This window comes from Streptomyces sp. NPDC005878 (genome assembly GCF_040629815.1).
GTDB lineage: Bacteria > Actinomycetota > Actinomycetes > Streptomycetales > Streptomycetaceae > Streptomyces.
On record NZ_JBEXWK010000006.1, the window covers coordinates 267,594 to 282,793 of the forward strand.

General features: G+C 70.9%; 8 protein-coding genes. 6 read left to right on the forward strand and 2 right to left on the reverse strand.

Going from position 1 to position 15,200, the window contains the following annotated elements:
- Positions 1-776: 776 nt before the first annotated feature.
- The 4 genes from ABZ404_RS13515 to ABZ404_RS13530 all read left to right on the forward strand — a co-directional run bounded on the left by ABZ404_RS13515 (position 777) and on the right by ABZ404_RS13530 (position 10,732).
- Complete coding sequence (locus tag ABZ404_RS13515; protein ID WP_358830801.1) at positions 777-7,190, forward strand: type I polyketide synthase; 6,414 nt, start codon at positions 777-779, stop codon at positions 7,188-7,190.
- Between the two features lie 818 nt (positions 7,191-8,008).
- Positions 8,009-9,310 carry a beta-ketoacyl-ACP synthase 3 gene (locus ABZ404_RS13520; RefSeq protein ID WP_358830802.1) on the forward strand — a complete coding sequence of 434 codons (1,302 nt, stop codon included), beginning with the start codon at positions 8,009-8,011 and terminating at the stop codon, positions 9,308-9,310.
- Positions 9,311-9,776: 466 nt separating this feature from the next.
- Positions 9,777-10,523: a hypothetical protein gene (locus tag ABZ404_RS13525; protein ID WP_358830803.1), complete on the forward strand. Its 747-nt coding sequence runs from the start codon at positions 9,777-9,779 to the stop codon at positions 10,521-10,523.
- A complete protein-coding gene (locus ABZ404_RS13530) occupies positions 10,520-10,732 on the forward strand; it encodes a DUF5988 family protein (RefSeq protein ID WP_358830804.1) in 213 nt (70 codons plus the stop codon). Before ABZ404_RS13525 ends, ABZ404_RS13530 begins: the two co-directional genes overlap by 4 nt.
- A 403-nt stretch (positions 10,733-11,135) precedes the next feature.
- Here the strand turns inward: ABZ404_RS13530 and ABZ404_RS13535 are convergent, their stop codons facing one another.
- The gene (locus ABZ404_RS13535) at positions 11,136-12,179 is read right to left on the reverse strand and encodes a terpene synthase family protein (RefSeq protein WP_358830805.1); all 1,044 of its coding nucleotides are present in this window, start codon (positions 12,177-12,179) and stop codon (positions 11,136-11,138) included.
- Positions 12,180-12,440: 261 nt separating this feature from the next.
- On the opposite strand from ABZ404_RS13535, the gene ABZ404_RS13540 reads away from it, so the two are divergent.
- Together ABZ404_RS13540 and ABZ404_RS13545 are read left to right on the forward strand one after the other, a co-directional pair.
- Positions 12,441-12,566 carry a hypothetical protein gene (locus ABZ404_RS13540; protein WP_358830806.1) on the forward strand — a complete coding sequence of 42 codons (126 nt, stop codon included), beginning with the start codon at positions 12,441-12,443 and terminating at the stop codon, positions 12,564-12,566.
- Positions 12,567-12,778: 212 nt separating this feature from the next.
- Positions 12,779-12,916 carry a hypothetical protein gene (locus tag ABZ404_RS13545; protein ID WP_358990386.1) on the forward strand — a complete coding sequence of 46 codons (138 nt, stop codon included), beginning with the start codon at positions 12,779-12,781 and terminating at the stop codon, positions 12,914-12,916.
- 81 nt (positions 12,917-12,997) lie between these two features.
- Here ABZ404_RS13545 and ABZ404_RS13550 read toward each other — a convergent pair whose 3' ends face one another.
- A complete protein-coding gene (locus tag ABZ404_RS13550; protein ID WP_358830808.1) occupies positions 12,998-13,789 on the reverse strand; it encodes a squalene/phytoene synthase family protein in 792 nt (263 codons plus the stop codon).
- Between the last annotated feature and the right edge of the window lie 1,411 nt (positions 13,790-15,200).

Here is a 15,200-nt window from a genome sequence, read left to right on the forward strand (position 1 = left end):
TGCCCGCTTGCGGGGCGGAGCTGGGAAGGTGGTGCGTTAGCCCGTTACCGCGCACGGCAGTGCACTGCGCACAGACGTACGGCACAAGGGGGCGGCGGAAATGCTCGGATAAAGACTTCGGCCGCGTCTCGCAGTATGTGCGTGAAGCGGCTGTGAATGGATCCGGCGCTCTCCCGCCGGCCCTTTGACGTTAACGCCGTGTCGTGGCGGGCTGTCAAGGGGCCGCCCTTGCGCAGCAAGGCGTATAAAGAAATTGGCCTGATATTCGCGGCCTGGCGGGGCGGGCGGGTTCCCTGCTGGTGAGCACGGGCGTCCACCACATTCCCTGGCGACGCAGGAGACAGGGGCTGCCCGGTGCTGCACCATGCCCCTGCGCATGCACGGCGTTTCCGGCACGCCGGGGGTGCGTGGGAAATGCGGGGAACGAAGCGGGACGCTGTGCGGCAGTGAGTCTTCGGGGAGCGTTTTCCGGCTATAGCGCCCGGCGCGCAAGGGTGTCAGCATTCTGTTTCCGGAGCGCGGGGGCTGGTATTTCTTCCTTTCCGCGCTCTCTGCACGCTCTTCGCACTCCTTCCCGTACCGAAATTCCGGACTGCGGTCTCTCTTGTTGGGGTAATCGGCTGTTCGCTATCCATCGTCCGCAGGAAAAGCGGCGCGTCGCGGGGGCAACCGGGGCGCATCGGAGCAGGCACACCATGGGCGGTGGCGTGCGGCCCCGGCGGGTGTGTAACGCCCCGCCGGTGCGGACTGGACACCAGTGAAGGAGAGGACCGCTGATGACGAACGAAAGCCGTGAAGCGACCGATGAGCCGATTGCGGTGGTGGGCGCAGGATGCCGCTACCCCGGCGGGGCCAACTCGCTGGAGGCACTGGACCGGCTGCTGGCAGAGGGCCGTGAAGCGGAGCGCGAGGTGCCCGCCGACCGGTGGACGCAGGAGCAACTGGCGGTGCTGGCCCAGCCGGTGGCCGATCGGGTGCGCTACGGCTGCTTCCTCGATGGTGACATCTACGCCTACGAGCCCGAGTTCTTCGGGATCAACAAGCGGGAGGCGGCGTGGGTGGACCCGCAGCACCGGCTTTTGTGGGAGGTGTCGTGGGAGGCTTTGGAGCACGCGGGCATCCCTCCACTGCACCTGAAGGGCTCACAGATACAGACCGGCCTGTTCTTCGGGATCTACACACACGACTACGAAGTGCGCAGCCAGCGCCCCCTGAAGTTGGGAGACGACCCCTACGCCCTGTACACCGGGTTGGCCGGCGTCGGCGTGGGGCGCCTGGCCTACCTGCTGGACGTACGCGGCCCGAACATCGTCCTGGACGCGACGTGCGCCTCCAGCCTGACCGCTGTGCACCTGGCCTGCCAGAGTCTGCGGGCCGGGGAGGCTGACCTGGCATTGTCGGGCGGGGTGAGCCTGAACCTGGTGCCGGAGACCGCCGCCAATCTCGCGCGCTGGTCGATGTTTTCCCCCACCGGCCACTCCCGGGCCTTCGACGCCGATGCCGACGGCTACCTACGTGCCGAGGGCTGCGGCGTGGTTGTGCTCAAGCGGCACAGTGACGCCGTCCGCGACGGCGACCGGATCCTGGCCGTGCTGCGGGGCTCCGCGATCAACCAGAACGGGCACGGTACCCGGTTCACCGCGCCGTGCGCGCCGCCTCAGACGGCCCTGTTCCGTGAGGCGTTGCGCCGCGCCGGCGTCGAGCCGGGCGATATCGGCATGATCGAGGCACACGGCCCTGGCACGCAGGTCGGGGACCCCATCGAGTTCGCCGCACTCGCCTCTGTCTACGGGCAGGGCCAGGCCCGGTGCGCACTCGGTTCGGTCAAAACCAACATCGGTCACGCTGAGCCTGCTTCTGGCGTGGCCGGGCTGCTCAAAGCGATCCTCGCGGTGCGCTCGGGCACCATTCCGGCGTCGCTGCACTTCACGCGGTGGAACCCGCAGATCGACGCAGACTCCACCCGCCTGTTCGTGCCTACGCAGCCGGTGCCGTGGCCGGTACCGGGCCCGACCCGGCTGGCTGCGGTGTCCTCGTTCGGGATCAGCGGCGCCAACGCCCATGTGATCGTCGAACAGGCCCCAGTACCCCTTGCTCGGAGCGCGGCCGGTGCGGTGGGACAGCTGGACAGTTCCGGTGTGCCGCAGATATTCCCCCTCTCCGGCGGGACGGCGGCGGGCGTCCGGGCCGGCGCCGCCCGACTGGCCCACTGGGTGGAACAGCACGGCGAGGGCACGACGCTTGAGGACATCGCCTACACGCTCACCGTCCGCCGTTCACACCTGCGCCGTCGCGCCGCAGTGGTGGCCGGCAGCGCCAAGGAGCTCGCGGACAAGCTGCGCTCCCTGGCCCAGAACGAGACGGCGGACGGCGTGGTCGAGGCGACGGCGCTCCAAGATGCCGGTCCTGGACCGGTGTGGATGTTCTCCGGGCACGGCTCGCAGTGGGCGGGCATGGGCCGGGACCTGCTGGACGTCGATGCGGCGTTCACCCGGGTGATCGATGACCTGGAGCCGCTGGTGGCCGCCGAGTCCGGATTCTCCCTGCGAAAGACGCTGGGCTCGTCCGCAGAGGTGACGGGCTTCGACCGGGTGCAGCCCACCCTGTTCGCCGTGCAGTTGGGCATCGCCGCGATGTGGCGGGCCCACGGCATCAGCCCGGCCGCCGTGGTCGGCCACTCCATGGGCGAGGTAGCCGCAGCTGTGACGGCGGGCGCTCTGGACCTGGCGGACGGGGCCCGGGTGATCTGCCGCCGCTCCCGCCTTGCCCTGCGCACCGGAGACACAGGCCGGATGGCCTCCGTCGCCCTGCCCCGCGAGCAGGTCGAGCACGACCTCGCCGAGCAGGGCGCGGACAGCGTCGACGTCGCGGTGATCGCCTCCCCTGCCTCCACTGTGGTGGGCGGAGATGCCGCACAGGTGGCCGAGATGGTCGCCTACTGGCAGGAGCACGATGTGTTCGCCCGGCTGGTCAACGTGGACGTCGCCTCCCATACGCGGCACATGGACATCATCCTGGACGACCTGCGCGAAGCCCTGCAGGACGTGGTGGCCCAGCCGCCCGTGGTGCCGTTCTACACCACCGTGCGCCAGGACCCGCGCGCCAATGTCGTGCTGGACGCCGCCTACTGGGCGGCCAACCAGCGCGAGGCGGTGCAGTTCGCCTCCGCCGCGCGGGCGCTGGCCTCGGATGGCTACCGGGTGTTCATGGAGATCTCCCCCCACCCGCTGCTCGGGCACGCCCTGCGCGAGACCCTCAACCATGCCGGGATCAACGACACCGCCTTCGTCGCCTCCCTGCGCCGTAACGCCGGCACCCCGGCCGCCTTGGCAGCCGGGCTCGCCGAACTGCACTGCGCCGGCCACCCCGTTGCGTGGGAGAGCCTTTATCCGCAGGCTGATCTGGCCGATGTGCCCCCCACGTCCTGGGAGCGCGAGCACTATGAGATCGCGCGCCTCACCCCGCCCAGGGTGCATCCTCTGACTGGCCCGCATGTGGCCGACCCGGGGCAGGACGGCACCCATTACTGGCAGAACGTCCTGGACACCGCTGACCTGCCGTGGCTGGAGGATCACCGTGTGGACGGCACCGCCGTGCTGCCTGGCGCCGCCATGTGTGAGATGGCCCTGGCCGCCGCCACCGACCTGTTCGCGGCCCAGCCGTCCGCCGTGTGCGTGCGGGACCTCGAACTGCGCAACGTCCTGCCACTGACCGGACCCGTCATGGTGACCGCGCAGGCCACCACCACCGGAGCCGACAGCGCCCTATGGGAGCTGAGTGTGCCCGGCGCCGACGCTACCGGCAGGACCGTGCACGCCACCGCCCGTCTGTCGCACCATCCCGTCGCCACCCCGGCGCCCGCCGACATGGACAGGCTGCGCGCCGAGCACACACAGGAGGAGTCCGCCGACGAGCTGTACGCACGCGTACGCGAACACCTCCGGGTGGACTACGGTCCTGCGTTCGCCGGCCTGCGCTCGCTGCGGCTGAACCACCGTCAAGACGAGGAAGAGATGAGCCTGCTCGCCGAACTGGTCCTGCCCGACACGGCCCGCCCACCCGTGCGCGATCTGCACTGGCACCCAGCATCCATGGACATCTGCGTCCAGGCGTTCCTGATGGCATGGCTCGCCACCCGTGCCCCCGCCGATGGCGTGCTGCTGGGCTCCCGCATCGGTGAGGTGCGCCTGTTCGGGGACATCACCCGGGGCCGCTACTGCCACGCCCGCCTGGAGCCGGGAACAACGGACGAACACGCCACCGCCGCCCTCCGCCTCCTGGACGCGGACGGCAACGTCCTGGCCACAGCAAAGGGCGCGGAATTCGTGCGGCTCCCGGCCCGCTCCCCCCAGGAGGAGTTCGACAGCCGCCTGCTCCAGACCCGCTGGGAACAGACACCTCTGCCGGAGCCCGGGCCCGCGCCGACCGCTGGTGGCAGGTGGCTTGTGGTGGACGCGGGCGACACACAAACCGCTCGGGAGGTTGCCGGCGTGCTGGAATCCCATGGCGCCACCACCATCCTGGCCGCCCTGCCCACGCCCGCCGAAACCACGCACCAGCACGAGCAGGACACCGACGATACCGGCCCAGCCCTGACCCGTTTGCGGGACTGCTTGAGGTCCTCTCTGGCACCGCTGGACGGCATCGCCGTCCTGTTCGACTCCGACGACACCGCGGACGAGGGCGCACCCGGCCGCGCCCGCCACCACGCCGAACGGCTCCTGCTGGACATCGTCCAGCCCCTCATCGCCGAGAGCGCTGAGAGCCCGCCGCGCCTGTGGGCCATCACCTCAACCGCCCACCAGGTCCTGCCCGGCGACATCCCCCGCCTCGGCCAGTCGGGGCTGCGCGCCCTGCTGCGCGTGGTGAGCTACGAACACCCCGAGCTGCGCCCCACCGTCCTGGACACCGACCCCGCCACCAGCGCCGACGACATCACCCGGGAGCTGCTGGCCTGCCCCGACGCTCAGGACGACATCGCCCACCGCGGCGGCCACCGCTACACCGCCCGCCTGTGCACCCGCCCGCTGACCGCCAACGACCAACGGCACACGCGGATCGACTGGGCGGGCGATGCCGTTCTTCTCGACCAGCAGCACGTGGGTGACCTCGGCTCCCTGCGGCTGACCGCCGGGCACCGCCCGCCGCCCGGCCCGGACGAAGTCGAAATCCACGTCCACGCCACCAGCCTCAACTACGCCAACGTCCTCATGGCCCTGGGCTACTACCCGGAGATGCGCGTACCCGGAGAGCCGGCGGCGGCTGCCGTGGCGGACAGTGCGGGGATCATCACCGCCGTCGGGGAGCGGGTCACCGGCCGGCGCGTCGGCGACCGGGTGACCACGGTCGCCTGGGACACGCCTATGGCGTCGTTCGTGCGGGTCCGCGCCGACTGGACCCTGCCTGTTCCCCCCACCCTGTCCCTGGAACAGGCCGCGGGCCTGCCGACCGCCTACCTCACTGCCTGGTACGCCCTGCACCACCAGGCGCGGATGCGGCCCGGGGAGAGCGTCCTGATCCACAGCGCCTCCGGCGGCACCGGGCTGGCCGCCCTCAACGTGGCCCGCGCCCTGGGCGCCGAGGTGTGGGCGACCGCCGGCAGCGAAGCCAAGCGCGCCTACCTGAACGAGCTGGGCGTGGAGCAGGTGATGGACTCGCGCAGCCTGGACTTCGCCGAGCAGATCCGCCGCCTCACCCACGGCCGGGGCGTGGACGTCGTCCTCAACTCCCTGACCGGGCCCGCCCAGAGTGCGAGTCTGGACCTCCTCGCCCGCCACGGCCGGTTCCTGGAGATCGGCAAACGCGACATCTACAACGGCACCCGGCTCAGCCTGCTGCCCTTCCGCCGCCACATCACCTTCGCCAGCATCGACATGCCCTTGCTGCTGCGCAATGACCCCGGTCTCATCGCCGGCCTGTACGCGGAGCTGGCGGCGGCGTTCGCCGATGGCACCCTGCCGCCGCTGCCCGTCACCTGCCGGCCCATCGAGGACGCCGCCGAGGTCTTCCGCACCATGGCCGCAGCCCAGCACACCGGCAAACTCGTCCTCACCTGGCCCCAACACGGCACTACCACCCTCCCCGTCCGCCCCCGCGACACCACCGTGGTACGCCGCGACGCAAGCTACCTGATCACCGGCGGCCTGGGCGGCCTGGGATTGCTCTGTGCCCGCTGGCTCGCCGAAAGCGGCGCCCCCCACATCGTTGTGACCGGCCGCTCCCAGCCCGGAGCAGAAGCCACCCGCCTCATCGACAGCCTCCGCGCCCAGGGCACCCGCGTCGATGTGGAGTGCGCCGACCTCGCCGAGGCGGCCACCGCCCACCACCTCGTCGAGTGCGCCCGCGCAGCGGGCTACCCGCTGCGCGGTGTGCTGCACTGCGCCGCCGTCATCGAGGACGCCACCGCCCCCAACATCACCCCCGACCTCCTCACCCGCGTCTGGCGTCCCAAAGCCGAGGGCACCTGGCACCTGCACCGCGCCACCGCCGGCCTCGCCCTGGACTGGTGGGCCGCCTTCTCCTCCATCGCCGCCGTCCTGGGCAGCCCCGGACAAGGCGCCTACGCCAGCGCCAACGGCTGGATGGATGAGTTCTGCACCTGGCGACGCGCCCAGAACCTGCCCGCCACCGCCATCAACTGGGGCGCCTGGGCCCAGCACGGCCGCGGAGCGCACCTCGAACAGCTCGGCCACACCATGATCGGCCCCGAGGAAGGCATCGCCGCCCTGGAAACGATCCTGCGCCACGACCGGACCCGCACCGGCTACAGCCCCCTCAACCCCGCCCAGTGGCTCGCCGCCTACCCCGACACCGCCGACCTGGCCTACTTCACCGACCTGGCCCCCACCGAACACGGCGCCGGGCCGGGCAGTGGTGGCGACGACGCGCTGGCGGTCCTGCGCGCCGCCCCCGACGAGCGGCGTCACAGCCTCCTGGAAGGCATCATCATCGAGCACATCACCACCACCCTGGGCCTGGAAGAGGGGCGCTGCCACGCCGAAACCTCCCTGACCATGCTCGGCCTGGACTCCCTGCGCGCCACGGAAGTACGCAACCGGCTCCAACGCGACCTGCACTGCACCTTCCCCCACACCGCGCTGTGGACCAACCCCACCGCCGCCGCCCTGGCCCGCTACCTCCTCGGCCAGCTCACCGGACAGCACCTCCTCACACTCACACCCGCCCCCTGACCCGCAGGGGGCCCGGCACGGGGCCCCCTCCCCAAGCCCCGCCTCCCACACCATCGGCCCCGGCCCGGCGAACGCCCGCCCGCACATCCGGCCACGCCGGCACGGCCCTGCGCATCCCGCCCAGCACCGTCCGGCCCGGCCGCCCCCGCCGAAGACCTCCCGCAACCCGACGGCACCAACGGCACAAGCAGCTCCCGAACCCACCACACCCGTCACCGCCCGGTGTGCCGCGCCCCGCCTTCCCCCACAGGGGGGCCGCGGCACACTCCCCGCCCCCGACCACTCCAAAGGCCCGACATGCGCGACCCTCCCGTGGACCCGGACGAGCCCCCTGCCCGCCACCGCGCCCCAGCAGATGCCTGCCTCGCTCCGCACCTGCACCGCGGACCGCGGCGACCCGCCCAGCACCGCCATGCGCACCCACGTGGCGGCCGTGCCCGAGGCACAAGAAAAGGCGTTCAACTGCCCAGCGCTCACCCGGCCCGCGGCCCCCACGATCTCCGCGCGCCGCCGAGAGGCTGCGCCACGCCGCCCCGCCCGCCCAAAAGGCAGCCCTCCCCGGGTCCGCAGGGCCACGAACACCTGGCGGCCACCAGCGAACACGACGGCCGCCAACGCGCCCGCTGCCGCGGGCACACCGCACCCGCACCGCCTTGTGCGCGTCCCCCAGCCGGGTTCCGCACGCCGCAACAACCTCAAGCCCGTGGCCGGCCCTGTTTGCTCCGGCGGCGCGCAGCGCCCCTGGCGCCCGTCGGCGAACCCGGCCGGCACCTCCTGTATCAGCCTGTCCGTGTGCGGCCCCCAGAAGGGAGCACGAGGTGAGCATTCCCCGTCCCGCCGCCGTGATCTGCGGCCTGGGCTCCTGTCTTCCCCCGCAGATCCTGACCAACGACGACGTCGCACGCCATGCAGCCCTGGACATCACCGACGAATGGATCCGCACCCGCACCGGCATCCAGCGCCGCCGACACGCCGGCCCGGACGTCAGCACCGGCGATCTGGCGACCGCCGCAGGCGAAGCCGCCCTGCAGTCCGCTGCAGGCTGGGCGCCGGACCTCGTCATTCTCGCCACCACCACACCCGACCGGCGATGCCCGGCCACCGCCCCCGAAGTCGCCCACCGCCTTGGCCTGACAGACGTCCCCGCGTTCGACCTCGCGGCTGTCTGCTCCGGGTTCATCTACGCCACCGCCGTGGCCAGCGGCATGCTGCTGGCGGGCCTGTACGCGCGCCCGCTGGTCATCGCGGCGGAGACCTGCTCCCGCATCATCGACCCCGCCGACCGGGACACCGCACCCCTGTTCGGCGACGGCGCCGGCGCGGTATGCCTGCGGCGCGGCGCCACCGACGAACCCGGTGCGATCACGGCGGTCGACCTCGGATCCGACGGAAGCGGCAGCGACCTCGCCGCCATCACCGCAGGCGGCTCCCGCCACCCCTACGCCACCGACCCGCCCCCGCCCCACCAGCTCTACCTCCGGATGCGCGGCACCCCGCTCTACGCCCACGCCGTGCACCGCATGACCCAGTCCTCCCGCACCGTGCTCGCCCGGGCCGGCTGGCCCGCCAGCAGCATCGAAGTCTTCATCGGGCACCAGGCCAACCAGCGGATCCTCGACGCCGTCGCCGACCGCCTCAACATCGCCCCCCTCCACCGCCACGGCAACATCCGCGAGGTCGCCGACACCGCTGCCGCCTCCATCCCCCTGGCCATGTACGCCGCCGCCCAGCCAGGCGTGCTCCGCCCCGGCGCCCGCACCCTGCTGACCGCGTTCGGAGCCGGACTGACCTGGGGCTCCATCACCCTGACCTGGCCCGACCTCAAACCCCACGCCCTGCCTCCACAACCCCACAGCCCCCGCGATGCCCCGCCACGGAAGGCACCTGACATGTCACCCGTCTACGACACGCTCCTCACCCTGCTCACCGACAAGTTCGGGATTCCCGCGCAGCAGATCACTCCCGACACGTCACTGGCCGACCTGGAACTGGACTCCCTCGCCGTCGCCGAGTTCTTCCTCACCCTCCAAGAACGCTTCACCATGTCCCTCGGCGCCGACCAGTGGCGGGCTGAACGCACCCTGAAGGACATCGTCAGCACAGTGGAGGCACTGCGATAAGCCTCATCACTCCCCGCCAGGCACACGCGAGGCGAGGTGAGCATCCACCCGTGCTCGCCCTCACCGACCCGTCAGCCAGGCCCAAGCACCCCCTCCCGCCTCTCCAAGAAACCGACCGCCGCCAGCCGGGCGAACCACGCCCCGCACCATCCCCCATGCACTCTTCCTCCCGGAAGGGACCTCCCGCCAGATGCCGGCGTACGCCGGGGCCCGAGCCGGCCCTCGCGAAGGGGCGCTGCCACGCCGGCACCTCACTGCCCCTTCCCCACCCCGGACTCCCTGCGCGCCGCGGAACGAACCGACCGGCCCCCACGCAACCCGCACCGCACCTTCCCCCACACCGCGCCGTGGACCAACCCCACCGCCGCCGCCCCCGCCGGCTACCTGCTCCACCAGCTCACCGGCCAGCCCCCTCACACCCGCACCCCCAGCTTGACGCCACAACACCCCGGCAAAAGAGGCCCACATGATCACGCGAAGCCGCCTGAGCAACCCGCGCGGCCCCGCCACCGCCCGGCGGGGCCGCAGCCACGGCAGCCACCCCCACACCCAGCGCCCCAAGCCCCCCGCCCCAGGGCACCGCGCGCCGCAGCCGCCCGCCCACAGCCCCACAACCCTCCCCCCGGCCGACACCTGGCTCCTGCTCACCACCGCCCACTCCACCGACGCGGACGGCCTGCCAGCCCAGCTCAGCCGGGAACTGGAACGCCTGGGCAAACGCAGCACCATCATCGGCGGCGCCGCCCTCATCCGCCGCCTCACCGGCGCCGCCCACGTCGTAGCCATCCTCCCGCCCCCACCCCACACACACCCCAACCCCGCCCAAGCCCACCCCACCCCCTCCACCGTCCGCTGGCTGACCCGCCTCAGCCGCCGCCTGCCCGACCGGCACACCCGCCCACCCCGCCTCTACGTCCTGACCCGCTACCTCCAGCCCACCCCGACCAACACCACCACCAGCCCTGAGCACGCAGCCATCACCCGCTTGCTCCGCACCCTCACCGCCCGCCACCCGCAGCTACGGCCCGTCCACATCAACACAAGCCCGGCCACCCACCCCGCAGCCATCGCCCGCCAACTGCTCGACACGCCGCCGGCAAGAGACACCACCTACCAAGCCCGGCCCCCACCGCCCCACCACGTCACACCCCCTCGTACGCGACACGCCCTCTGCGAGCAGCAACCGGCAACACCACAAGGAGGAAAACAATGACCCCCCTCACCCACGCCCTCCTGGTTGAAGGCCCCGACGATCTCCCCGCGGCCTACCGGCATCACCGCCTCGACTCACCCACGGACAAAGTGAGCATCACCTGGTGCGGAGGCCGCGAACACTTCGTCGCCACCGGGGAAACCACCGAACACGACGGTCACCGCCTCGCCGTCTACCGCTGGTCCTACCGCACCCGCATCGCCGAATAGACCGGATCAACGGGGGCCCGGCTCCACCAGAGCCAGCAGCCCCGACCACAGACCCGGATCAAGGCCCACGGCCCGCTTGCGACCCGCACCGGGCCTGCGCAGCCGACCCAACGGCGCCTCGCCGGACCCGATTCGTCGACACCCTTGCGGCCCCGTCGTCTCGCCGGCCTGGGCCGCCCGCGCAACGGCCGGGGATGCCACCGAGGCCCGTGATCCGGGCCTCGCCTCCCTCGGCAGACGGCGCTGCCGCTGTTCCCGGTGCGCAAACAACACTCCGGCCTGGATGGGGAGTTGCTGTCCCATCTCATCGGGCAGGACCCGTACAACCCGTACAAGGTGAACGGGCCCGCCACCGAGCAGCAACACGTCGATTCTCCGCGAGCCCCTACTGGGTAGGGGCGGTTCACTGGTGCTGAGCATCGAGGGTGTACCGAGGACTGAGCTGGGCCCAGTGCATGTAGCCGGCGACGACATCCCGGACGATGTCGGCATACGCAGACCCGTACTGTGGGTCCGTGGTGCAACAAGCGTCGGCGATCGTGGTGAACTCGTCCACTTGGCGGCGGAATTCGGCGGCGAGCAGGTCGGCGGCCTCTTGGTAGGTACAGTTGTGGTGCTGTACGAGCAGGCGTGCGTGGACCCAGGTGTCCCCGCGTTGTAGGTCCCGGCGCAGGCCGATGATGTCGTTCATGGCGCCGATCAGGTAGCTTCCCAGTGCCGTCAGTTTCTGTGCTTCAGGCTGCATCAGGGTGCGGGCGGGGATGTGCACTCCACGGGCAACCTCGGCCAGGGTGAAGAACAGCGGCATACAGGTGGTGAGCTGCCGGACCCGCGTGTAGTCCGCGATCGTGGGCGTGGTGTTGCTGTGGGTGTAAGCGGCTTCGGTACTCAGTCCCATGAAGTACTGCAGCAGATGCCGCTGGGCGCGCAGGACCTGGTCCGGAGCGGCGATGCGCTGCAGCCGCTGGCTCAGTCCAGCCAGCGCACGCGGCAGTCCCGGAGCGGTGGCATCGCTGGTCACGGCGCGGCTGATGCTCTCGAACTGTACGAGGCGCCCCATGGCGCGGGCCAGCGCGCCGCCAGGACGGCCGTGCTTTTCCATGATCTGGTCATCGGCCAGGGTCACCCAGATGTTGATGCACGAGCCGAGCAGCACCGCATCGGCGTCACCGTGTGGCACCACGCTGGGGAACGACAGGCCGATCCTGCTGTCGGTGAGGCACCGCTCCTGCTCGCCCGGCTGGACCAGACCGCTTTGGCGTGTCCACTGCAGCGTCTCCTCACAGATTTCCTGTGCAGCCGGGTGGGGGCGGGCCGAAAAGGGCAGGGACAGCGGCGGGATGAGCAGACCTGAAGGATCCGGAGCCGGCCCGGGCGCCGCAGTCCGCCCTGCCGTATCTGCCTCTGCCTCCGCGTTCCGCGCACGAGTGGGGTGCAGGCGGTCCATCGGTTCTCCTTCGTGGATCCCCCCGGCTTCATCGGTGGGAGGGAGTGAAGCGTCTGCGGAGCAGGGCAGAGAAGGCCGGTCCGCTCCCTGGCTGGGTCAGGGGCGGTCGGTAGGTGATCGCATGGATCTGCGGCACTCCTTCCGGATCGAGCCGGCGCCGGGCCACGCATCGCGCTTGCCCGTACGTTCGGCTGCGCCGGGATGGTCTGCAACGGTGCGCTGGCCGGCCGCGAAGCCTCCGGCCAGGAGGACAGGTCGTGTATGACGACCGGCGAGCTGGCACGCCGGGTGATCGCCGAGGCGAAGCGGACGCCCGGGCGGGCGTGGCTCATGGAGGTGTCTGTGGATGGGTTGCAGTCCTCCCTGGGGGACCTGAACACCGCGTAAACCAGCTTTTTTTCGTGTCGGTGCCAGGCAAGCGGCGGGGCGGCCGTACGGGTCTGCCGCGGTTCACGTTGAATCGGGAGACCCGCCGGCCGGTCCGGTTCTCCAAAAACGGATTCCGGCTGCGGGACAACGGCCGTCTCCACCCGGCGAAGATCGGTGACGTGCAGGTCCGTTGGTCCAGACCGCTGCCGTCCGCCGCATCGTCCGTGACCGTGATCAAGGAGACGTCCGGCCGGTTCTGCGCGAATGTCGTTGTGGAAGCCGAGACCGAGTTCCTGGAGCCGGTGGCCGACGAGGTCGGTTTCGGCGTGGGCACGACCACTACGCCGTCCTGCGCAGCGGCACGGTGATCGACAGCCCTCGGATTCTGCGCCGCGCCGGTTGGCGGCTGAGGAAGGCGCAGCAGATCGTGATGAATGAAGGGGAGGATGTCACGTCGGGGGTCCCCCGTTCGCGGGTGCCTGCGGCGTGCGGGTGGCCGCCCACTGCGCGTCGATGGCTTGCTGGTATCGCCGCAAGGCAGGTGCGCAGAAGGTGCGGGCGGGACCCTTGGGGAGTGCGTTCACATATTGCTCAGCGAGCACGAGTTCCGTACGCACGTAACGCACCATGTCGTCGGTCCGCCAGGAGGCGGGCCAGAAGTCCACGCCGCGATCGATGTCGCGGGCGCGGTCGATGAGGATGTTCGCGGACTGCAGTGCGCGTCCGTAGCCGATGCCGTGCGTGCGGTGGGTGCGCGTCCCGTCGTGCCAGGCCCACAGGTCTGAGAGCATGAGCACCAGCGTGCCGGAGACCGCGTACGTGTAGCGGTCCAGATCCTGCCGGTTGCTGATCCGGAAGCCCGCGCGGGCCCAGTCCGCCATGCGCTCGGCCATCGCCGCGAACGTCTCCAGTACCCGGGGCGCGATCTCGGGCGGCGCCAGAACAGCCCAGTCACCGATACGGAGCGACACCTCAGGCAGTACCGAGGTGTGCGCGCGGTAGGCTGCGGCAAAGTCGGCCCGGGTGAAACTGGACTGCAGTAAACGGCTGGTCGCTTCCAACAAGGCTGCCTTGGTGGCTCCGGCAAGTCCCGGATGGTCCTCGATCTCGTCGATCGCCCGCATGCACAAGTAGGCGCTCGACGTCGCCTCGTTCAGCCCGGGAGGCATCGCGATGACCGGCTCATACCAAGTCGTGCTGTAGTCACGCACAACGCCGTGCGCCTCCGCCAACAAGGACATGGCATACCTCCGGATCTAGATCAGCGTGGCATCGGCAGCCCGGCAGAACAGGGAACGCAAGCGGCCATGAGGGGCCCGCAGGAAACTGTCGGCGGCCCTGCGTCCAGACTGTGCAGCAAGCCAGTCATCCGCAGGCATCAGCGCTGCCGGGCGGCCAGAACGCCTGCCGGTGGTGGCCTCCGGCTCTGAAACCACCTGCCGGGCGCGGAGGCACAGATGACCCAGGGCAGAACGTGCGCAAGTGCCTTGGCGGATGCCCCCTTCGCCACGCCCCTGGAGCAGTTCGCCCCGTTGGCGGTCCCGGTACAGCAGCTTTCAACAATCGTGGTAATGGGGCCGTCGGTCGCCGCTGAGGGCGACAGCCAAGGTGTTGTGAGGGCGGGTCCGGGCCGGCGGCCGGTTCGGGCCGGGTGTCCCCGTCTGCCGTGGTGGAACGGCACATGCCCCGTTTGCCTCCACGCTAGGGCAGGTCTGCGGCTGGCGCTATGGGGGTGCCCAGGCGTGCAGGGTCGTTCAGGGCGCAACGGCAGCATGTTGGGCTGACGCCCAGCGCGTTGCGGCGCACAGCCAGGAGGCGGTGCGCCGCTCAGGACCGGTGCTGCGGGGCAGTCAGTGGTTGAGGGGGCTGGCTGGACGGGCAAAGCCGCGCGGAGGCACTGGTGGCCAAGAAGGCGCCTTCGGGGACGCGCGTTTCTTCACGCCCCCCTTGGCGGATCAGCACGTCCTCACCGCTACAAGCGTTCGACCGGCCCCCGCTGCGACGGCCTGAAGCAGCCCACCTGCGCCTCGCCTGCCACCCCAGAGCGCGCGGTACAGACAAGCTCTTGGCAGCCCTCGCAGGTCGGGGACTGGCGCGGTGGCTCAAGGCTCCGTTTCCCCTCCCCGGCCCCACCAGGCCAGCGGTCCGGCCGGAATCCACCCTTCCTGCTGCCAAGCCGCACAAGATCCCTGGGACCGCCGCATGCCGGCACCAGGGCCAGCACAGGTCAGCAGGCCCTCTCCGGGCGGGAGACGAAAGACGCCAGTTGGCTGACTGTGACTGCGCCCGGGATGGCCTGGGAGACCTCTCCGCCTCCCTGGTGATGGAGGTGGAGGATCCAGGGGCGGTGCGCACAGTGAATCGCGGCTATGAGGGGCTGGGGACGGCAGACAATGGTGTGGTCGAGGCCGTCCAGGCAATACACCAGGCCCTTCGCCGCAGCGCGCTGGGCCTGCCTCGCACTCCAGCAGAAGCGGGCCGCGGCAGCAGAGAGATCACAGAAGCGGTGCAGGGCGTGCACATGCGCGCGCTGCGGTTCATGGAGGTCTTGCTGAATTTGTGTCACCCACACCGTCATGTCCTGGCCCACCTCCTTTCGTGAGCGTGCCCCGCCTTCTGCGGCCAACGACACCGGTCACCCGGACAGCGGAC